18 protein-coding genes and 2 tRNA genes are annotated in these 21,049 nt (G+C 62.8%); 4 read left to right on the forward strand and 16 right to left on the reverse strand.

Annotated elements, in window-relative coordinates:
- Positions 1 to 195: 195 nt before the first annotated feature.
- From R3F72_RS11245 to R3F72_RS11255, 3 genes are all read left to right on the forward strand, one after another.
- Positions 196 to 732, forward strand: a complete 537-nt coding sequence (locus R3F72_RS11245) for an ABC transporter permease (RefSeq protein WP_332779720.1) — start codon at positions 196 to 198, stop codon at positions 730 to 732.
- A 78-nt stretch (positions 733 to 810) separates the two neighbouring features.
- Positions 811 to 1,806: an ABC transporter substrate-binding protein gene (locus R3F72_RS11250; protein WP_332779678.1), complete on the forward strand. Its 996-nt coding sequence runs from the start codon at positions 811 to 813 to the stop codon at positions 1,804 to 1,806.
- 108 nt (positions 1,807 to 1,914) lie between these two features.
- Positions 1,915 to 3,282 carry an amidase gene (locus R3F72_RS11255; RefSeq protein ID WP_332779679.1) on the forward strand — a complete coding sequence of 456 codons (1,368 nt, stop codon included), beginning with the start codon at positions 1,915 to 1,917 and terminating at the stop codon, positions 3,280 to 3,282.
- Positions 3,283 to 3,308: 26 nt separating this feature from the next.
- Here the strand turns inward: R3F72_RS11255 and R3F72_RS11260 are convergent, their stop codons facing one another.
- Positions 3,309 to 3,560, reverse strand: coding sequence for a hypothetical protein (locus R3F72_RS11260; protein ID WP_332779680.1), 252 nt, complete (start codon positions 3,558 to 3,560; stop codon positions 3,309 to 3,311).
- Positions 3,561 to 3,573: 13 nt separating this feature from the next.
- On the opposite strand from R3F72_RS11260, the gene R3F72_RS11265 reads away from it, so the two are divergent.
- Positions 3,574 to 4,371 carry an HAD-IIA family hydrolase gene (locus R3F72_RS11265; RefSeq protein WP_303853677.1) on the forward strand — a complete coding sequence of 266 codons (798 nt, stop codon included), beginning with the start codon at positions 3,574 to 3,576 and terminating at the stop codon, positions 4,369 to 4,371.
- Positions 4,372 to 4,415: 44 nt separating this feature from the next.
- On the opposite strand, the gene hemG is transcribed toward R3F72_RS11265, so the two are convergent.
- From hemG to R3F72_RS11340, 15 genes are all read right to left on the reverse strand, one after another.
- A complete protein-coding gene (gene hemG, locus R3F72_RS11270; protein ID WP_332779681.1) occupies positions 4,416 to 5,843 on the reverse strand; it encodes a protoporphyrinogen oxidase in 1,428 nt (475 codons plus the stop codon).
- A gap of 105 nt (positions 5,844 to 5,948) precedes the next feature.
- Entirely contained in the window at positions 5,949 to 7,292 is a 1,344-nt protein-coding gene (locus R3F72_RS11275; RefSeq protein ID WP_332779682.1) for an aryl-sulfate sulfotransferase, read from the reverse strand.
- 187 nt (positions 7,293 to 7,479) lie between these two features.
- Positions 7,480 to 8,157 carry a cysteine hydrolase family protein gene (locus R3F72_RS11280; RefSeq protein ID WP_218776978.1) on the reverse strand — a complete coding sequence of 226 codons (678 nt, stop codon included), beginning with the start codon at positions 8,155 to 8,157 and terminating at the stop codon, positions 7,480 to 7,482.
- A gap of 38 nt (positions 8,158 to 8,195) precedes the next feature.
- Entirely contained in the window at positions 8,196 to 9,785 is a 1,590-nt protein-coding gene (locus tag R3F72_RS11285; protein ID WP_332779683.1) for an ABC-F family ATPase, read from the reverse strand.
- A gap of 184 nt (positions 9,786 to 9,969) precedes the next feature.
- Positions 9,970 to 11,484: a choline-sulfatase gene (gene betC / locus R3F72_RS11290; protein ID WP_332779684.1), complete on the reverse strand. Its 1,515-nt coding sequence runs from the start codon at positions 11,482 to 11,484 to the stop codon at positions 9,970 to 9,972.
- Positions 11,485 to 11,609: 125 nt separating this feature from the next.
- The gene (eutC, locus tag R3F72_RS11295) at positions 11,610 to 12,425 is read right to left on the reverse strand and encodes an ethanolamine ammonia-lyase subunit EutC (protein ID WP_332779685.1); all 816 of its coding nucleotides are present in this window, start codon (positions 12,423 to 12,425) and stop codon (positions 11,610 to 11,612) included.
- Entirely contained in the window at positions 12,422 to 13,855 is a 1,434-nt protein-coding gene (locus tag R3F72_RS11300; RefSeq protein ID WP_332779686.1) for an ethanolamine ammonia-lyase subunit EutB, read from the reverse strand. Before R3F72_RS11300 ends, eutC begins: the two co-directional genes overlap by 4 nt.
- 200 nt (positions 13,856 to 14,055) lie before the next feature.
- A complete protein-coding gene (gene rpsO, locus R3F72_RS11305; RefSeq protein WP_071230933.1) occupies positions 14,056 to 14,325 on the reverse strand; it encodes a 30S ribosomal protein S15 in 270 nt (89 codons plus the stop codon).
- Between the two features lie 149 nt (positions 14,326 to 14,474).
- The gene (truB, locus tag R3F72_RS11310; RefSeq protein ID WP_332779687.1) at positions 14,475 to 15,407 is read right to left on the reverse strand and encodes a tRNA pseudouridine(55) synthase TruB; all 933 of its coding nucleotides are present in this window, start codon (positions 15,405 to 15,407) and stop codon (positions 14,475 to 14,477) included.
- Positions 15,407 to 15,844 (reverse strand): 30S ribosome-binding factor RbfA, encoded by a 438-nt coding sequence (gene rbfA / locus R3F72_RS11315; protein ID WP_303853692.1) that lies wholly within the window; start codon positions 15,842 to 15,844, stop codon positions 15,407 to 15,409. Before rbfA ends, truB begins: the two co-directional genes overlap by 1 nt.
- Before the next feature lie 67 nt (positions 15,845 to 15,911).
- Complete coding sequence (gene infB / locus R3F72_RS11320; RefSeq protein WP_332779688.1) at positions 15,912 to 18,446, reverse strand: translation initiation factor IF-2; 2,535 nt, start codon at positions 18,444 to 18,446, stop codon at positions 15,912 to 15,914.
- 27 nt (positions 18,447 to 18,473) lie between these two features.
- A complete protein-coding gene (gene nusA, locus R3F72_RS11325; RefSeq protein WP_332779689.1) occupies positions 18,474 to 19,967 on the reverse strand; it encodes a transcription termination factor NusA in 1,494 nt (497 codons plus the stop codon).
- A 106-nt stretch (positions 19,968 to 20,073) separates the two neighbouring features.
- Positions 20,074 to 20,535 carry a ribosome maturation factor RimP gene (gene rimP, locus R3F72_RS11330; protein WP_071230938.1) on the reverse strand — a complete coding sequence of 154 codons (462 nt, stop codon included), beginning with the start codon at positions 20,533 to 20,535 and terminating at the stop codon, positions 20,074 to 20,076.
- Between the two features lie 161 nt (positions 20,536 to 20,696).
- Positions 20,697 to 20,773 (reverse strand) — tRNA-Met (locus R3F72_RS11335).
- Between the two features lie 134 nt (positions 20,774 to 20,907).
- Positions 20,908 to 20,994: transfer RNA gene (locus R3F72_RS11340), tRNA-Leu, on the reverse strand.
- Positions 20,995 to 21,049: the final 55 nt, after the last annotated feature.

The following is a 21,049-nucleotide window of genomic DNA, read 5'->3' on the forward strand; positions in this document are numbered from 1 at the left end:
GCCTCGTCGACGTTGATATCGCTGATGGTCATGTCACCGCATAGACGTGCCGAAGGATCAGGCACACTATGCCAAAAAAATCAGGTGGTTGGCGACATGCCATCCGCAGCCACCTGAATAGTTACAAGTGGACAATTACTCAGCGACACCTGGACCACCCTCTACGCCACCATCGTCGGCTTCCTGCTAGGTAGTATCGGCGGTTCGATGGCCGGTCTGCTACTGTGGTATTCGCGCCATGTCGCCCGCATCATCGACCCCTTTGTGGTCGCCCTCAACGGGCTGCCCAAGATCTCGCTGGCACCGATGATCATTATCTGGTTCGGATCGGGCATGCTGTCCAAGGTGGCTCTGGCATTCATCGCCACCTTCATCGTCGCGTTGCTGAGCGCCTACCAAGGTACTCACCAGATCGATGCCAACCTAGTCAACCTGATGCGCTCATTGGGTGCCACCAAGCGTCAGATCTTCCTCAAGGTAGTTGTCCCCGCGACCCTGCCGTGGATCATCTCCGCCTTCCGCCTCAACATCGGCTTTGCCCTGATCGCCGAGATCGGCGGCGAGTTCATCGCCTCGGACAAGGGGCTCGGCCGCTCGATATTCGTCGCCGGCAATCTGTTCAACCTGAACGCGGTATGGGTTGGCGTGCTGACCCTGATGCTCGTCGCCATTGCTCTCTATCTCGTGGTGTCCAGGATCGAAAGATACCTGCTGCCCTGGGAGAGCCGCTGATCCGTCATCGACTTCACCATACCAGCGTATATCCCACGCCGAACAAACCCTCCACAAGTCCAACAAAGGAAGTGAACCATGACAGCGTCTCGTCTCCTCGCCCTGCCCCTGCTGCTCGGCAGCTTGGGCTGGCTGCCTGCCACCCAAGCCGCCGATGGCGATCCGGATACCGTCCTGGTCACCGAGGCCTTCCACAGCCTGCTCTATCTGCCGGTCTATGTGGCCCGTCACGAGGGCATTTTCGCCGCCCACGGCATCGAAGTACCGGTAGTGCGCTCGGCAGGATCTGGCCCCACCGCACTGGCTTCGGTGTTGGCCGGCGAGGCACAGTTCTCGGTGCATGGCCCAGAGCATGTCGGCTTCGCTCAGGAAAAAGGCGGTCATGCCAAGGCCGTCAGTGCCGTCGCCAACAGCGCTCCAGTGTGGGCGCTGGCCAAGACCCAATTCGAGTACGATGGCCCAGCCGATCTGAAAGGCAAGACGGTGGCCGTCGGCCTGGCCCCGGGAACCTCCAACACGCTGCTGAAACGCCTACTGGCTGACAACGACCTGTCCTATCAAGGTGATGTACATGTCTCCGAAGTGCAGAACGGGTCGGAGCTCGGACCAGTGCTGGCTGGTCAGGCCGATGTCGCCATCGCCTACCAGCCACAGGTCGAACAGGGCATCTCTCAGGGCCTGAAGATCATTCATGACTTCACCCAGGATTATCCCGAATATGCTTTCTCGACTATCAACACCTCACAGTCGCTGATCGATGATGATCCTGATCTGGTCCAGCGCTTTGTCAGTTCGATCAACGAATCTCTGCACTTGATCCACGACGATCCGGAAGGAGCCATGGCGGTTGCCCGAGAAGAATTCGCCAGTCTGGATGGGGATACTGTCGACGACGCCGTGCAACGCATGATCGATCGCAATGTCTATCCCTCCAATGTCACGATCACCCAGCAAGCCTTCGACAATGCCATCGACATGCAGAAGTTCGTGGGCAATATCACCGGCGACATGGTCTATGACGACATCGTCGATCCCAGTTTCGCCGAGACCGCTCTTGAGGAGGACGCCCAGTGACCCTTGCGGAGGCCATTGCCCAAGTCCGGGCCGCGTCCGTCGACGCGGCCACCGTGCCGCTGTTCGGTCCCAAGGGGGCCTGCCCCACCGATCAGGAAGCCCGACATCATGAATGATCATGCGCCTGAACCACGTTCCATCGCCGAGGCCCACTACCTGCTGTGTCGGCGCAAGATTAGCCCCAGCGAACTGCTCGAGGAGTCTCTCACTCGACTGACACGTCTGGAGCCTCATGTTCACGCCTGGGTAGCTTGCGATATCGAGAGCGCCCGCCGCCAGGCGGTGGCGCTGGACGCACGCCTGTCGCGGGCACAGGACCTGCCGCCTCTGTTCGCGATTCCTTATGGGGTCAAGGATATTTTCCATACCCGGGACTTTCCTACCGAAGCCGGCTCCCGAGTGCTGCAGGGCTTTCGCAGCGAAGACGACGCCACCGCGGTGGAGCGGCTGGCGGCCCAGGATGCGATCCTGATCGGCAAGACGACGACCACCGAATTCGCCAACTGGGGCACGCCGCCGCCCACCGTCAACCCCTGGCGCGACGGCCATACGCCGGGCGGCTCCAGTAGCGGTTCGGCAGCCGCGGTCGCCGCCGGCATGGTCATGACCGCGCTCGGTACGCAGACCGCCGGGTCGCTATCGCGCCCCGCCGCTTACAATGGACTGACCGTGCTCAAGGCCAGCTATGGGCGAATCAGCAAAGCCGGAGTGATCCCCGCCAGTTGGAGCCTGGACCACGTCGGCGCCTTTACCCGCAGCGTCGAGGACAGCCTGCTGGTTTATCAGGCGCTAGCAGGGCCGGACCCGCGCGACGAGACCACATGGACGCTGCCCGCTCAATCGTTGTCGCTGAAGGGCGAGATCGCGGGCCAAACCATCGGCTGGCTTCGACATCCGCACTTCGCCACCAACGACGGCGATGTCGTTGCGGCGCTCGATGACGCCCGACGGACGCTGGAAACGCTGGGCATACGCTGTATCGACATCGCGCCGCCGCCAGGGTTCGAGGACGCTGTTGCCGCGCAGCAGATCATCATGCAGGCCGAGACGACCAACTTCCATGCAGATCGCTACTATCAGCACCCGCATCGCTACGGCGACTACTTGCAGGCATTCATCAGCGAGGGGCTCACTATCTCCGCCAACGACTACCTGCGAGCCCAGCGCATCCGCCAGCAGTATCGCCAAGCCTTCGCCAGCTTGTACGACAAAGTCGATCTGCTGATGACCCCGGCCGCACCGACGACGGCGCCTCTGGGGCTGCACGCGACCGGGTCACCGGCCTTCAATCTGCCGTTCACCAACCTGGGTGTGCCGACACTCGTCCTCCCGGTGGGTCTGAGCGCTGACACGCGACTTCCAGTCGGGATGCAATTGATCGCTCCCAATCTGGAGGAACAGCGTCTGATCCATGTCGGCCACCGTTATCAGCAGGAGACCGATTGGCATCGCCGTTGGGCTCCGAATGTGATCTGAGACATGAAGTGAAGCGACTCTGTCAATCATCGCCTCCAATAGTCGGCGCGCACATCGCCTCGCTGATCGACGCGCCGACCGGCAGCCGCATCGTCGCCGCCAATATCGAACGCTTCGAGGCGACCGGGTACGTCGAGGATCTGGCCGACGCCGAGCGCGGATATTGATGGCGCCATCCGATCAGCGGTGGCCGGCATCAACTCGCCCGCACGCCGACGCGACAACTTGCTAAACTGGCCGGACAGGCGATTGAATACCGACCATTTCTTCACGCGCATGCCGAGGGGGCACATGGCTAGCAAGAAAGACAACACCGCGAGTCATCGCAACATCAAATCGTGGCTGACCGACATGGATGGCGTGCTGGTGCACGAGAACAAGGCCATTCCCGGCGCGGCGGACCTGATCAACCAATGGCGGGAGCGGGAGATTCCGTTCCTGGTGCTGACCAACAATTCGATCTTCACGCCCCGCGATCTCAGCGCGCGCCTGCGGCACAGTGGCCTCGAAGTTCCGGAAGAGAAGATCTGGACCTCGGCGCTCGCTACGGCAGCATTCCTGCGCGACCAGGCACCGGGCGGCTCGGCTTTCGTCGTCGGCGAGGCGGGGTTGACCACGGCGATCCATGAAGCCGGCTTCATCATGACCGATGCCAAGCCGGACTACGTGGTGATCGGCGAAACCCGCTCCTACTCGTTCGAGGCGATCACCAAGGCGATCCGCCTGATCAATCAGGGCGCGCGCTTCATCTGCACCAATCCGGATGCCACCGGGCCCAGCCAGGAAGGCGTGCTGCCGGCCACCGGTGCGGTCGCCGCGCTGATCACCGAAGCGACGGGGCGCAAGCCGTATATCGTCGGCAAGCCCAACCCGATGATGTTCCGTTCGGCGCTCAACAAGCTGGGCGTGCACTCCGATGGCACCGGCATGATCGGCGACCGCATGGATACCGATATCGTCGCCGGTATCGAGGCGGGCATGCACACGGTACTGGTGCTGAGCGGCATCGCCGACAAGGCCGATATCGAACGCTATCCGTTCCGGCCCAAGGAGATCCTGTCGTCGGTGGCGGAACTGGTGGACAAGTAACGCTACCCGCGTCGTCGAGGCGGCGTTTCCCGCGCCGCCTCGGCTCAAGTCTCCGACAGCAGACGCTCACCCAGCAGTCGGCCGTTCTCCAGGCAGTCCCCCACCGCGATACCGCCGCGCCAGTTGCCCGCCAGATGCAAGCCGGAATGCGCCCGCAGCGCATCGTCCAGGGCCTCGATTCGCGCCAGGTGGCCGATTTCGTACTGCGGAATGGCCTGCGGCCAGCGCGTCACCTTCTGCCATACCGGTTCGCCGCGAATGCCCAGCAGATCGCGCAGCTCATCGAGCACCCGCGCGACCTGCATGTCGTCGTCGCCGTCCGCCGCCGACGGATCCTGCCGCCCGCCGATGAACACATTAAGCAGCTTGTGTCCGGTCGGTGCGCGGTTAGGGAACAGCGTCGACGAGAATAGCGCGCCCAGCGTGCGCCGCTTTTCGGCGCGTGGGATCAGCACGCCGAAGCCGTCCAGCGGATGGGCGATATCTTGCTCGCGAAAGCCCAGCGCAATGGCGTTGACCGGCGGATAGGCGATGCGCTGAAGCGGCTCCGCCAACGCCGGGTCCAGCGGCTGCAGGAGCCGGGCCGCGACCGGCGCGGGCACCGCCAGCACTAGCGACCTGGCTCGCCACTCGCCACCCTGACCATCCGTGACGACCCACTGTTCGCCGTCGCGACGAATGCCCTGCACGGGGCGATCGGTGTGGATGGCGGCCGTCGGCTGGGCCGCGATGCGCTCCGCCAGTCGGTCGGCAAGATGCTGCAGCCCCTGCGGGAAGCTCACCAGCTTGCCGCGCCATTCGGCCGGCACGCCGCCGGGATCGCGGCGCGCCTGACGCAGGCGCTTCACCCCGCCGATGATCAGCGAGCGATGCTCCTGCTCGATGGCGGCCAGGCGCGGCATGGCCGCCTGAACGGACAGCCTGCACGGATCGCCTGCATAGACGCCGGAGACGAAGGGATCGACCATACGCGCGAGAATGCGCGGGCCGAGTCGCCGTTCGACGAAGGCGGCCAGGGTTTCCTCCGGCGCGCTCGAACGGCCGATGAACGGCTCGCGAGCCAGTCGTGCCCAGCCGCGCCAGCCGATGAGCGGGCTGACCAGGGCGTCCAGCGGTTTCATCGGCAGCGCCACCGGCTCGCCGTTCATCACGACGTAACGCTTGTTGGCAACGGCATTGGCGGGTTGCGCCTCGTCGAGCAGGTCGAGCTCTTCCAGCAGCGCATAAAGGGGGGGCTTCATGATGACGGTGTTGGGCCCGTGCTCGATCTGCCACTCGCCATCGCGCTCGGTACGAAGGTTACCGCCGACGTGGGAGTTGCCCTCCAGCAGGGTGACATGTCGTCCGCGCTTGACCAGCGCCCAGGCCGCCGCCAGCCCGGTAGCGCCAGCGCCGACGATCAAGGTATCAGAAAAGGCCTCGCTGGGAGATCGAGGCGTCGTGGTCGAAACGTCTGCAGCCTGGCTGTCCATGATGACTCGCACGAGAAAATGTCATTGGCAGTCTACGCAGACACCAAGCAACCTGCATCCGGCCGGCATGCGACGACTTGCCGCCACGCCGACCGATCACGCGGTTCAGCCGTGGGACGAATCGTCGGACCCGCCCGGATGGCAGCCAGGTGCCGCCGGATAGAGGCTGCAGTCCGCCTTCACCGCGGTTTCCTCGTGCGGCGTGCCGTCGGGTGCCCAGTCGTAATCGACCAGCTGTGCACGGTAGACCTGGTTGGTGACGTAGTCGTCGCTCGGCATCGACTTGCCGAAGAACGAGCTCACGTACTCCCAGACGATCTCGCCTTCCGGGGTGACCTGGAACAGGCGGCCGTTCTGGCCTTCATCGATCAGCGTGTTGCCGTTGGGCAACCGCCGCGCGCTCGAGATGAACGAGCTGTAGAAGGTATACGGCGAACCTCCCGACATGTTGCCGGTGTATTGCCAGACGATCTTGCCGCTGCTCGGATCGACCTCGATCACGCGGGAGGACGAGAAGAACCCCTGCTTGGCAGGCGGAAAGCCGGCATTGCCCTGATTGTCGAAGATCAGCATGTTGCCCGCGCCCGGCAATCCTTCGGGGATCAGATGAACATCGTGGGAGCCCACGGTCTGGTCCACTGGGCGTCCGAGCTTGCCGTTGAGCTGCAGCGCCGGCAGATCGGGGCCGATGCGCCAGACGATCTCGTCGCTCTGTCGATCGACGATGAAAGTGACGTTGGCGTTGCGGGAGTTGACCAGGATATTGTCCGGCGCGAAACGCTCGTCCCCCGCGTCGTACCAGTGATTGGGCCCGACGGGCACCGCCGTGTTCAGATGCAGGAAGTCGGGATCCTCGGAATCCTTGAGCGACCGCAGGCCGGCGTCGGAAAAGCCCATCTCGTCGAGATGGTCGCCCGCCTTCCATTCCCAGACGACCCGGCCATCGTCGTCGACCTCCTCGATACCGTTTTCGATGATCGGGTAGTCGAACCCGTTGAGCTCGCGCATCTCGGCGGTCATCACCAGGTTGTTGCCGTTGGGCAGGCGACGCATGTCGTGGTGCTGATAGACCGGGTTCTGCTGGTTGCCCCACTGCCACTGCACTTTGCCGTCCCAGTCCACCTCGGCGACCGAGGCGTTGGTCAGCCCGTTGCCGGGGCTGGCGTGTTCCGGGAGTTCTTTCGCCCGTGCCAGTTGCACCAGCAGGTGGCCTTTTTCGCCGTTGGTCTGGTCGGCACTCAAGGCCACCGGCGGGAAGCTTTCGTAGTCCCAGCGGTGAACCTCGTTGCCGTTCATGTCGATCAGGTGGGTCTTGCCGTCGCCGCCGGGAAACAGCACGAAGCCGTTGTAGGCCCGCTCGGGATCGTAGTAGGTCGTGCCGGTGGGGAAGCTGCTGGGCAAGGCGACCGCTGCGGTTGCCGTCGCTGTCAACAGGACACCCAGTAACATCGAAACGGATCGTGTCCGTGACATCATCGCTCGTCGCTCCTTCGTCGAGTCCCGCCTTGGGCGGATTGAGCCGGCACGTCGGTGTGCCGGCGATCTCAGTCAGGCCGATGACGGCGATTCATCGTCATCGGCTTTTCGATAGACCCTCGCAATGGCGTTTCGATCCCTGAGCCGGAACGTTTCGTGGCTAGGCTGCGCCCGGTAACGCCTCGGCGAACTGGGCGACGGTCATCGGTTTGGAGAACATCGGGTAGTCGTAGGCGATCGCCGCATCGTGCTCGGCCTCGCTGGTGGCCGCGACGCCGTCGGTCAGCGTCAGCACCTCGAAGCCTTTCTCGTAGCCCGAGCGCATGGTCGATTCCACGCAGCAGTTGGTCAGGAAGCCGGCCAGGGCGATCGTTTCGATCCCCTTGCTGCGCAGGATGAAATCGAGATTGGTCGAGGCGAAGGTATCCAGGCCACGCTTGCCTTCGATGACGATGTCACCAGCCTGCGGGGTGAGCGCCTCGCAGATCTCGGCACCCCATTCGCCTTTGACGAACGCCTTGCCGTTCACCACGCCGGCAAGGATGCCGTAGGGCTGGGCGGTGATCTCGCCATAGCCTGGCGCGAAATGGATCGGCGCGTGGAGAATGCTGACACCGGCGGCACGCGCCCTGGCGACGAGATCCTGCGTCTTGGCCAGCATGTCTTCACGGGCCATGACGCCTTTTACGGCGTCGTGCAGCACGCCGCCCGGCGTGGTGAAGTCGTTCTGGAATTCGATCAGGACCAGGGCCGTCTTGGCGGGGTCGATCGTCTGGAGGGCATTGGCGGTCATGGCGGGACGCTCCTTCACGGAAATGGACTCGCTGTCGTGCAGCATAGCCCATCTCCGGCCGGCGCGCGGTGGCGAAGCGGGCGCTAGTCGTACACGCCCTGGCTGCGCAGATAGTCGTCGTAGCTGCCGCTGAAGTCGACGATACCGTCCTCTTTCATCTCGATGATGCGGGTGGCCAGCGAGCCGACGAATTCCCGGTCGTGGCTGACGAAGATCAGCGTGCCGGGATAGTTGTCCAGCGCCAGGTTGAGCGCCTCGATCGATTCCATGTCGAGGTGGTTGGTGGGCTCGTCCATCACCAGCACGTTGGGCTTCTGCAGGATCAGCTTGCCGAACAGCATCCGCCCCTGCTCGCCGCCGGAGATCACCTTCACCGACTTGCCGATATCGTCGTTGGAGAACAGCATCCGCCCCAGCGCGCCGCGCACGGTCTGCTCGCCTTCGGTGGTCCACTGGCGCATCCACTCGAACAGCGTCTCGCCGCTCTCGAAGTCGGCAGCGTGATCCTGAGCGAAGTAGCCGACTTCGGCGGCATCGGTCCATTTCACTTCACCGGAATCCGGCGTCATGGTGCCGACCAGACAGTTGAGCAGCGTGGTCTTGCCGATCCCGTTGGGGCCGATGATCGCGACCCGCTCGCCGGCTTCGACCTGCAGGCCGAAGCGGTCGAACAGCACGTTGTCGCCCCACGCCTTGGAGATTTTTTCAGCCGTCAGGGCGTGTCGATGAATCTTCTTGGTCTGCTCGAAGCGAATGAACGGGCTGACGCGTGAGGAGGGCTTGACCTCGTCGAGCTGGATCTTGTCGATCTTGCGCTGGCGCGAGGTCGCCTGCTTGGCCTTGGAGGCGTTGGCCGAGAAACGGCTGACGAACTGCTGCAGCTCGGCGATCTCCGCTTTCTTCTTGGCATTCTCGGAGTGCAGACGCTCGCGAGCCTGGGTCGCCGCGATCATGTACTCGTCGTAGTTGCCCGGGAACAGGCGCAGCTCGCCGTAGTCCAGGTCCGCCATGTGCGTACAGACGCTGTTCAGGAAGTGGCGATCGTGAGAGATGATGATCATGGTCGAGCTGCGCGCGCGCAGCATCTCTTCCAGCCAGCGGATGGTGTTGATATCCAGGTGGTTGGTCGGTTCGTCGAGCAGCAGCACGTCCGGATCGCTGAACAGCGCCTGGGCGAGCAGTACGCGCAGCTTCCAGCCCGGCGCGACAACGCTCATCGGCTGAGTGTGCTGCTCGATCGGAATGCCCAGACCCAGCAGCAGTTCACCCGCACGCGACTCCGCCGTGTAGCCCTCGAGCTCAGCAAAGCGCACTTCCAGGTCGGCGACCTTCATGCCGTCCTCGTCGCTCATCTCGGCCAGCGAATAGATCCGCTCGCGCTCGGCAGCGACTTCCCACAGCTCCTCGTGGCCCATGATCACGGTATCGATCACGCGCTCGTTCTCGAACGCGAACTGATCCTGGCGCAGCTTGCCCAGCCGCGTGGTGACGTCCTTCATCACCTGACCGCCGGTCGGCTCCAGATCGCCCCCCAGAATCTTCATGAAGGTGGACTTGCCGCAGCCGTTGGCGCCGATCAGGCCGTAGCGATGGCCACCGCCGAATTTGACGGATACGTTCTCGAACAGCGGCTTGGGGCCAAACTGCATGGTGATGTTGGCAGTAGAGAGCACAGCGGGGAATCTCGCGGGAAACGGCGTGAATGAAACGACGACGGGATGAATAGAACGACGAAAGCCGAGGCGAGCTCGACTTTCGTCTTGGACGTTCGTATCAGCGAGATTATACGCGGATGCAGCGCCCGCTCATACGCCGCGGGCAAAATCATTGCCGGGTCGCGCCCGGGCGCTCATCGTTTCACTCGCCGCGTGGGAAGCGCTGCGACTCCTCGACGATGTTGAGATCCATATGGTTGCGCATGTAGCGCTGGGAGGCGTCCTGCAACGGCTGGTGATCCCACGGATAGTAGTGACCGTTGCGCAGCGCTTCGTAGACGATCAGACGCTGCGCCTGGCTTTCGCGGATCTCGGCATCGAAGCGCTGCATGTCCCAGCGCGCGCGGACCTTGGCCTGGAATTCCGCCAGCGTCTCGGCGTAGTCCGGGTCCTCGGCCAGATTGCGGGTCTCGTGCGGATCGGCCTCGAGATCGAACAGCTGCGGCGGATCGACCTCGCAGTGATTGAATTTCCACTTGCCCTGTCGAATCGTGACCAGCGGGGCGATCGTGCCCTCGGCGGCGTACTCCATGTAGACCGGCGCCTCGCGGGTACCGCCTTTTGCCAGCGGCAACAGCGACTGACCGTCGGTCCAGGGCGCGACTTCGGACAGATCGATCCCGACCAGATCGGCCAGTGTCGCGTTGATGTCGATGGTCGACACCGGCGCTTCCACCGAGCGCGCCTCGAGACCGGGCGCGGCGATCATCAGCGGGACTCTGGAGGAGCCTTCGAACGGGCTCATCTTGAACCACAACCCTTTCTCGCCAAGCATGTCACCGTGATCCGAGGTCACCACGATAATGGTGTCATCGAGCATCCGCGTGCGCTCGAGGGTATCCAGAATCGAGCCGACCTTGTCGTCGATATAGGAAATATTGGCGAAATAGCCCCGCCGTGCCCGGCGTACGTCTTCCGGCTGAATGTCGAACTTGGTGTAGTCGTTGGCTTCGAAGATCCGCTGGCTGTGCGGATCGAGCTCGTCGAACGGCACCACGTCCTGCTCCGGCTCGAGATGCTCGCAATCCTCGTAGAGATCCCAGAACTTGCGCCGCGCCACATACGGGTCGTGCGGATGGGTGAAACTCACGCACATCGCCCAGGGCCGAGGATCGTGCCCGCGGGAAAGATCGAACAGTTTCTGCTCGGCATGAAAAGCGACTTCGTCGTCATACTCCATCTGGTTGGAGATTTCGGCGACACCGGCGCCGGTGACCGAGCCCAGATTGTGGTACCACCAGTCGATGCGCTCGCCGGGCTTGCGGTAGTCCGGCGTCCAGCCGAAATCGGCGGGATAGACATCGGTGGTCAGGCGCGTCTCGAAACCGTGGAGCTGATCCGGACCCACGAAGTGCATCTTGCCGGAGAGACAGGTCGAGTAACCGGCGCGACGCAGATGGTGCGCCCAGGTCGGCACCGCGGAACGAAACTCGGCGGCGTTGTCGTAGACGCCGGTGCGCGACGGCAGCTGACCGGACATGAATGCCGCTCGCCCCGGGGCGCACAGGTAGCTCGGCGTATAGGTGTTATTGAATTTGACCGCGCGCTTGGCCAGCTTCTTCAAATGGGGGGCGTGCAGAAAGTCTGCGGGTCCATCTTGAAACAGGGTGCCATTCAACTGATCCGCCATCAGTACCAGAATATTCGGTCGCGTCATGCTCCCTCCCCTGCGTCGTTGTATTGGGCGTTCGAGATACGCTCTCAGCTTGCGCGCCACGCATGGATTAGCGCAAACGATCAATTCGGCGCCTGAGGCCAAGGCAGGCTTTGGCTTTTATCGGGCTACGTCTCGGGCGGCAGCAGGAAGTTGCCCTGTCGGCCATCGCCGAGGTGGGAATCGATCTCGCTGTCGTCCTTCAACGCGACGCCCGATGCGCCCAGCACCTGGGCTTCGCGCAGCAGGTAGGCGAGCAGTTTAGCGGCACTGGCGTAACCCAGCCCCCGCGGGCGAATGTTGGAGATACAGTTGCGCTCGCTGTCGCGCCGGCCCGACCGGGGCGCCCAGGTAAAATAGAGCCCGAGACTGTCCGGCGAGCTGAGACCGGGGCGCTCGCCGATCAGCACCACGCTCATGCGGGCGCCCAACGCTTCGCCGATCGGGTCGCCGATCGCGACCCGCCCCTGCTCGACTAGCGCGACTGGCCCCGGCGACAGCCCGAGTCGTTCGATCTCCGGCAGCGCGGCATCGAGGAACGGGATCGCCTGCTCGTGAATCGCCCGGGCGGAGAGACCGTCGACCACGCAGATCGAGACGTCGCAGGGCGCCGGTTCGAGCCCGGCCAGCTCCCGCTCGGCTTCCTCGCACAGCTGCCGCCCGAGATCCGGCCGACGCAGGTATTCGTCGCGGTCGATGGCGCGGCTGTGCAGCCGCAGCGCCAACGGAAAGCGCGCATCCAGCGCCGGCATCAGGCGCTCGGTATCCAGCGCCATGTGGACGGCATCCCGGGCGCGGGCGTGATCCAGCTGGAACGCCAGCTGCGTCGCCGTGGGCAGGCTGCCGCCGGCTCGACCCAATCCGATCCGGGCGTCGGTCAGCTCGCGTAGACGCTGCCAGGAATTGGTGACGGTCACCTTCGATGAATCGCCGGGATCGCTCATGTTGTCCCCTTGCCGAGCGCTTCCGTCGGCATTCGTGCCAGCACGCCCCGAAAGCGTGGCGGCAACTCGTGCTCGAAGGCGATGCCGCGGTCGTGATGATAGATCCCGCTGCTCTCCAGCCAGGCCTCGAACTCCGGCGCCGGACGCAGCCCGAGAACCTGGCGCAGATAGAGGGCGTCATGAAACGAGGTGGTCTGGTAGTTGAGCATGATGTCGTCGGAGCCGGGAATGCCCATGATGTAGTTGCAGCCCGCCGCTCCCAGCAAGGTGAGCAGCATGTCCATGTCGTCCTGATCGGCTTCGGCATGGTTGGTGTAGCAGAGATCGCAGCCCATCGGCACGCCGAGCAGCTTGCCGCAGAAGTGATCCTCCAGCCCGGCGCGGATGATCTGCTTGCCGTCGAACAGATACTCGGGGCCGATGAAGCCGACCACGGTATTGACCAGCAACGGCTCGAATTCCCGCGCCACCGCGTAGGCACGCGCTTCCAGCGTCTGCTGATCGATTCCGTGGTGGGCATTGGCGGAGAGCGCGCTGCCCTGGCCGGTCTCGAAGTACATCACGTTATTGCCCAGGCCGTTGCTGTCCAGGCCTCCGCGACCGAGCGACAACGCCGCCTCGCGCCCTTCCCGCAGCAGCGCGAGATCGATGCCGAACCCCCGATTGGCCGCCTCGGTGCCGGCGATCGACTGGAATACCAGGTCCGTCGGCGCGCCGCGCTCGATCGCTTTGATGGCCGTGGTAACGTGCGTGAGCACGCAGCTCTGGGTCGGAATCTCGTAACGCGCGATGATCTCGTCGAGCATCTTCAATAGCGTCACCACGGTGGCGGTATTGTCGGTGGCCGGGTTGATGCCGATCACCGCGTCGCCGCTGGCGTAGAGCAGGCCATCGAGAATGCTGGCCGCAATACCGGAGGCGTCATCGGTGGGATGGTTGGGCTGCAGCCGCGTCGAGAGTCTTCCGGGCAGGCCGATCGTGCTGCGAAAGCGCGTGACCACCCGGCACTTGCGCGCCGCCAGCACCAGATCCTGTACGCGCATCAGCTTGGAGACCGCAGCAGCCATTTCCGGCGTCAGGCCGGGGGCCAGCGCCTTCAGCGATTCACCATCGGCCTGCTCGGAAAGCAGCCAGTTGCGGAATTCGCCGACGCTCAGCGAGGCAACCGGCGCGAACGCGGCACGATCATGACGATCGAGAATCAGCCGCGTGACCTCGTCTTCCTCGTAGGGAATCAGCGGCTCTTCCAGAAAGGTGGTCAATGGCAGTTCCGCCAGCGCCATCTGGGCGGCGACCCGCTCTTCCGCGCTGGTAGCCGCGATGCCGGCCAGCTCGTCGCCGGAACGACGCGGTGAAGCGGCGGTCATCAACGCGCCGAGGCTGTCGAAGCGGTAGCGACGACCGCCGATGTCGATTGCATGTTCGGCCATAGCGAAACCCCGTAATCGTTGTCTTTATACGGTCGTCTCAGTTTATGCCATGAGCGAGACTTCGCTCGCGACAGGAAAATGTGGAGTTCCAGACAAAGAAAAAGCCCTACCGAACGGATCGGTAGGGCTTTTGTCACCAACGGCACGAGGCCATCGGTTGTCGCGGATGCATGAGCCGCCGGATTCGACGGCCGAGCGATTTAGCGACGCAGGCCGAGCTTCTTGATCAGCGACTGATAGCGATCGAAGTCCTTGCCCTTGAGGTAGTCCAGCAGCTTACGGCGCTGGTTGACCATGCGGATCAGACCACGACGGGAGTGGTGATCCTGCTTGTGATCCTTGAAGTGGCTCTGCAGACCGTCGATGTTGGCGCTCAGCAGTGCAACCTGGACTTCCGGGGAACCGGTGTCGCTTTCGCCCTGACCGAACTCTTTGACGATCTCGGCTTTCTTTTCAGCAGTCAATGCCATGAAAAACTCTCCAGCAAGCAATATGCCTGAATGATGAATGTCGGAGACCACGCATATTTGCAGCCTCCCGGTTGACCGTCACGGGGACGGGTGCATCGAATCGATGCTGACAGATCGATCGGCTTCACCTGTCGGGTCTCGATCCCGGCTCAGGCCTGGCCCGCATTCAATGCTGCCGTGTCGACCAGACGCCGGGGAATGACTTCCCCCGGTGCGGTCAGTTCGACCAATCCCAGAAAGGATTCGTCGCGATACAATCTTGCCGTCGTACCCGGCACCAGCTCGGTATCCGCTACCGATACCCGCTGACCCAGCAGCAAGCGCTGGGCCACCGTCTCCGCCACGCTGAGCGTCGGCAGATGCTCGAGCATGACATCGACCGGCAACAGCTGCGCCAGCCGTTCCTCGTCGCTCATCGCCTCGAGCGTCTCGAAAGAGAGCCGCGCTCGACTGTCGAAGGGGCCCGTTTCCAGGCGCTCCAACGCCGTGATATGCGCGCCGAAACCGAGTGCTGCGCCGATATCCTCGGCCAGCGTCCGTATGTAGGTGCCCTTGCTGCAGCGAACCTGCAACCAGATACCATCGGACTCCCACTCGAGCGGGCGCATATCATATATCGTCACGCGCCTGGGCGCACGCGTTACCGTTTCCCCCTGGCGCGCGAGCTCGTAGAGCTTGCGGCCCTGGTGCTTGAGTGCCGAGTACATCGGCGGCACCTGCTCGATCTCGCCGCGAAAGCGTTCGAGCACGGCTTCGACGGCGTCACGATCCAGCGTCTCGGGCAACGGACGACGCTCCACCACTTCGCCTTCGGCGTCTCCGGTATCGGTCACTGCACCGAACTGGATCCGGGTGCGGTAGACCTTGTCGGCTTCGAGCAGATGGGCGGAGAACTTGGTCGCCTCGCCCAGGCAGACCGGCAACAGCCCGGTCGCCATCGGGTCCAGCGTCCCGGTATGACCCGCCTTGCGCGCCTGAAACAGCCGCCGGGCACGCTGGAGCGCATGGTTGCTCGACACACCCTTGGGCTTGTCGAGCAGCAGTACGCCGTTGATGGGCAACCCCTTGCGACGGCGCGCCATCAGCGTGGCTCTCCATCCTCTTTTCGAGGATCGCTTTCCTGCGCTCCATCCTGCGGCGCCGCTTCGTCACTCTCCTGCGGGCGGTTGCTGGCGACCGCTTCATCGATCAGCGCCGACAGCTTGTGTCCGCGTACCACGCTCTCGTCGTAGTGAAAACGCAGCTCGGGTACGTGACGAAGCTTGATGCGGCGCGCGATCTGCGAACGCAAAAAGCCGGCAGCCCGCTTGAGCACGGCCAGGTTTTCCTTGACCCGAGCCGGATCGTTCTCACCCAGCAATGTCACGTAGATATCGGCATAGCCGAGATCCCGACTGACCGTCACCGAGCTGACCGTGACCATCCCCAGACGCGGATCCTTGATCTCACGCTGGATCAGTACGGCCAGCTCCTGCTGCAGCTGGTCGGCGACCCGATCGGTTCGTTTGAATTCGCGCATCGTTGCCTCTCGAGATTCCGCAGGCGCCTGGTTCATAAAAACCTGGGCCCCCGCGGGATCCTGTCACTTACAGGGTACGCTCGACCTTGACCTGGTCGAAGACCTCGATCTTGTCGCCGACCTGAACGTCGTTGTAGTTCTTGACGCCGATACCGCACTCCATGCCGTTACGGACTTCGTTGACGTCATCCTTGAAGCGACGCAGGGATTCCAGCTCGCCTTCATAGATGACCACGTTGTCGCGCAGGACGCGGATCTTCTTGTTGCGGTGGACGGAGCCCTCGATGACCATACAGCCAGCGATGGCACCGATCTTCGGCGCCTTGAACACGTCGCGCACTTCGGCGACACCGACGATCTCTTCTTTCCACTCCGGCGCCAGCATGCCGCTCATGGCCTGCTTGACCTCGTCGATCAGCTGGTAGATGACGCTGTAGTAGCGCAGATCCAGCCCTTCACGCTCGACGATTTCCCGCGCGGAGGCGTCGGCACGGACGTTGAAGCCGACCAGAATCGCCTCACTGGCCAGCGCCAGGTTGGCGTCGGTACCGGTGATACCGCCGACCCCGGAAGAGACCACCGCCACCTGAACTTCGTCGGTGGAGAGTTCTTCCAGCGCGCCACGAATCGCCTCGAGCGAGCCCTGGACGTCGGCCTTGAGGACGACGTTGACCTTGGCCACTTCGTCCTGGCCCATCTGGCTGAACATGTTCTCCAGCTTGGCCTTCTGCTGACGCGCCAGGCGAACTTCACGGTATTTGCCCTGACGGAAGTTGGCGATTTCACGCGCCTTCTTCTCGTCGGCCAGGACCATGAAGTCTTCACCGGCTTCCGGCGTGCCGTCGAGACCCTGGATCTCGACCGGCATGGACGGACCGACCGACTCGACCTGCTTGCCGAGTTCGTTGGTCAGCGCCCGCACACGGCCGTAGTGCAGGCCGGCAAGGACGATGTCGCCACGCTTGAGCGTGCCGTTCTGGACCAGCACGGTGGCAACCGGACCGCGACCCTTGTCGAGGCGAGACTCGACCACCACGCCTTTACCCGGCGCTTCCGGCACGGCCTTGAGCTCGAGCACTTCGGAGACCAGCAGTACCGACTCCAGCAGTTGGTCGATGCCTTCACCGGTTTTCGCCGAGACCGAGACGAACTGGGTATCGCCGCCCCACTCTTCGGAGATCACGCCGTGCTGTGACAGCTCGTTGCGAATCCGGTCGAGGTCGGCACCTTCCTTGTCGATCTTGTTGATCGCGACGACCAGCTGTACGCCGGCAGCCTTGGCATGTTCGATCGCCTCGATCGTCTGCGGCATGACACCGTCGTCGGCGGCAACCACCAGGATGACGACGTCGGTCGCCTGGGCGCCACGAGCACGCATGGCGGTAAAGGCCGCGTGACCCGGCGTATCCAGGAAGGTGACGCCACCATGTTCGCCTTCGACGTGGTAGGCACCGATATGCTGGGTGATACCGCCGGCCTCACCGGTCGCGACCTTGGTGCGACGGATGAAGTCGAGCAGCGAGGTCTTGCCGTGGTCGACGTGACCCATGACGGTGACGACCGGCGAGCGGGTGATTTCGTCACCTTCGTAGGAGATGCCTTCGAGCACTTCGGTCTCGAGCGCATCTTCCTTGACCAGCTTCGGCTTGTGACCCATCTCCTCGACCACGATCGCGGCAGTATCCTGATCGATGGTCTGGTTGATGGTCACCGCCGCACCCATGCTGAACATGGCCTTGATCACTTCGTTGGCCTTGATCGACATCTTGTCGGCCAGTTCGGCAACGCTGATCGATTCCGGCAGCGCGACTTCGCGCACGATCGGCTGGGTCGGCTTCTGGAAGCCGTGCTGGTTGTCGCCACGACCACGACGGCTACCGCGACGCTCGGCACGCTTGACCTTCTTGGCCCCGCCGCCACGGCGACGCTCGGAACGGTCGTCGTCGTCATCACGGCGCCCACGGCGACCCTGATCACGCTCCTTGTCCTTCTTCGGATGGGCGCGACGATTTTCGGTGCGCGGCTCCTTGGGCGGCGGCTCGACGAACGGCTGACTGTTGGAAGTCGGCTCGTCGTCCTCGACCTGCGGCTCATCGGGAATGTCATCCCCGGGTGCCTGGGGCTGAGGCGCCGGCGCGGCAGCCTTGTTGGAGCTTTCCTGACCCGCGGTCTGATTCTGAGCCGCTTCGCTCGCCGCCGCAGCCTGGGCACTGGCCTGCTCGGCGGCCTGCTGTTGCGCCTTATCGGCCATGTCGCCAACCAACTGACGCGGACCAGTCTCTTCGACCGGCGCTTCTTCGGCCGGTTCTGCATCCCGCTTGACGTAGGTACGCTTCTTGCGCACCTGCACTTCAATGGTCTTGCCGCGATCGCCCGAGCGGATCTTGCTGCGGGTGTTGCGCGTCAAGGTGATGCGGTTACGCGGACCGCGTCCACCACCGTGACTCTTGGTCAGGTGATCGAGCAGACGCTGCTTGTCCTCTTCGGAGACCGCGTCGCTTTCCTTCTGATGCGGCAGACCCGCATCCTTCATCTGTTCAAGCAGGCGGGACACATCGCGTCCCACCTTGCCGGCAAACTCTTTTACGGTCATGTCTGACATTACGACCCTCCTGAACCCGTGACCACGTTACTCTTCGCTCTGAAACCAAGGCGCACGGGCAGTCATGATCAGTGCCGCTGCGCGCTCCTCGTCCACGTCGTCGATATCCTTCAGATCCTCGATGGACTGTTCTGCGAGGTCCTCCATGGTGACGATGCCACGGCTGGCAAGAATGAAAGCCAGGTGGCGGTCCATGCCGTCCATCGTGAGAAGGTCTTCGGCGGGCTGAGCGCCATCCAATTGCTCTTCCGTTGCGATGGCCAAGTTGAGAAGCTCATCCTTGGCTCTTGCACGAAGTTCCTCGACCAGATCCTCATCGAACTCTTCGATCTCCAGCATCTCTTCGAGCGGCACGTAGGCCAGCTCTTCGATCGTCGTGAACCCTTCCTCGACCAGGATACGGGCGACGTCTTCGTCGATCTCGAGATGGTTGATGAAATATTCGACCAGGCTGTCGACTTCCTGCTCGCGTTTACCCTCGGCTTCGTCAACGGTCATCACGTTGAGCGTCCACCCCGTCAACTCGCTGGCGAGTCTGACGTTCTGGCCGCTACGACCAATGGCCTGAGCGAGGTTGTCTTCACCGACGGCGACGTCCATCGAATGGGCATCTTCGTCGACGAGAATAGAAGCGACTTCCGCCGGCGCCATGGCATTGATCACCAGCTGCGCGGGATTATCGTCCCATAGAATGATGTCCACGCGCTCGTTACGCAGCTCGTTGGACACCGCTTGCACGCGCGAACCACGCATGCCGACACAGGCACCGACCGGGTCGATGCGCCTGTCGTTGGTCTTGACCGCGATCTTGGCGCGTGCCCCGGGATCGCGGGCGGCCCCCTTGATCTCGATCAGCTGTTCGGCAATTTCCGGCACTTCGATCTTGAAGAGCTCGACCAGCATGCCCGGTTTCGTCCGGGACAGGATGAGCTGAGAGCCGCGCGCTTCCGCATCGACTTTCCACAACAGGGCCCGTACCCGCTCGTTCATGCGGTAGCGCTCGCCGGGGATCATCTCGCCACGCGGCAAGAAGCCCTCTGCGTTCTCGCCGAGGTCAATGATCAGGCCGTCACGTGTCGTTTTCTTGACGATGCCCGCGACCAGTTCGCCTTCCCGCTCGGCGTAATGCCTGACGATCTGGGCGCGCTCGGCTTCGCGGACCTTCTGCACGATGACCTGCTTGGCGGTCTGCGCCGCGATACGTCCGAAAGCCACCGATTCGATCTGCTCTTCGACGACATCACCCACCGCCAGCGGCAGCTCGCGCTCTTCTGCCTCGGAAAGCGGAATTTCACGATCTTCGCTGAGGTACTCTTCGTCTTCGACCACGACCCAGCGGCGAAAAGTATCGTACTCGCCGGTGCGGCGATCAATCTGGACGCGAATGCTGACGTCCTGACCTTCGAAACGCTTGCGCGACGCGCTGGCCAACGCCGCTTCGACCGCCTCGAAAATGACGTCTCGGGGCACGCTCTTCTCGTTGGAGATGGCGTCAACGACCAGCAGTATTTCTTTGCTCATGCCTATGCCTCGCCGAAAAACCGGTTCTTGATCTCGAATAACTGAATCGGTGTCGAATCCTGAGTCAGCCACGAATAACTGGGTCACCAAATGATAGGTGGTCGAATCAATCGTCGAACTGCGGGACGACACGAGCCTGATCGATGCTTTCTATCGGAAAGCAGTACTCTTCCGAGTCGATATGCAGCAGCACTTCGTCGCCGTCGATGCCGGCCAGGCGCCCCTGGAACTTGCGTCGACCGTCAAATGCCGTGCGCAACTTGAGCTGCACCACGTGACCGCTGAAGCGCGAAAAATGATCGAGCGTATAGAGTGGGCGATCGAGTCCCGGAGAAGACACCTCCAGGTTGTAGTTGCCCGAGATCGGATCTTCGACATCCATGACACTACTGACCTGGCGGCTGACGTCGGCGCAATCGTCAACCGAGATCCCGTTGGGGCTGTCGATATAGATCATCAGCTTGGAATGCTTGCCCTGAGCCAGATAGTCGAGGCCCCACAACTCAAAGCCCATGGCAGTTACCACCGGCTCGATGATCGCATACAGTGCTGCGTCCTTGGTGACCACAAACGACTCCTACAGCAGTTGCATCAGGCACCTGACCGGGAGTTGAGAGAAATGCAAGGTGCTAGGTGGCTGACTGGCAATGACGTCAGCAGGCAATGTTGAAAATCGACAAAGCTGCTAACAAAAAGCCCCTTCTCAGGAAGGGGCCTTTCATAAAAACTTGGTAGCGGGGGCCGGATTTGAACCGACGACCTTCGGGTTATGAGCCCGACGAGCTACCAGACTGCTCCACCCCGCAACATCAGGTTGGCGATTATAGGAACGACCTTGGGATGGGTCAAGGAAGGCCGCGATATCGCCTGATTCTTTTCACAAGAATCGTCTTGCGTATCGTTAAGAGGTCCGAATCAGCTCGACCGGAAGACTTGACGATGGTGCCGAAGGCGGGACTTGAACCCGCACGACCGTAAGGTCACTACCCCCTCAAGATAGCGTGTCTACCAATTCCACCACTTCGGCATCAGGGGCGTGCAGCGCCTAGGCGCCACACCAATTCACTGCTTTCAACCGCTTC

This window comes from Salinicola sp. 4072 (assembly GCF_036663415.1).
GTDB lineage: Bacteria > Pseudomonadota > Gammaproteobacteria > Pseudomonadales > Halomonadaceae > Salinicola > Salinicola salarius_A.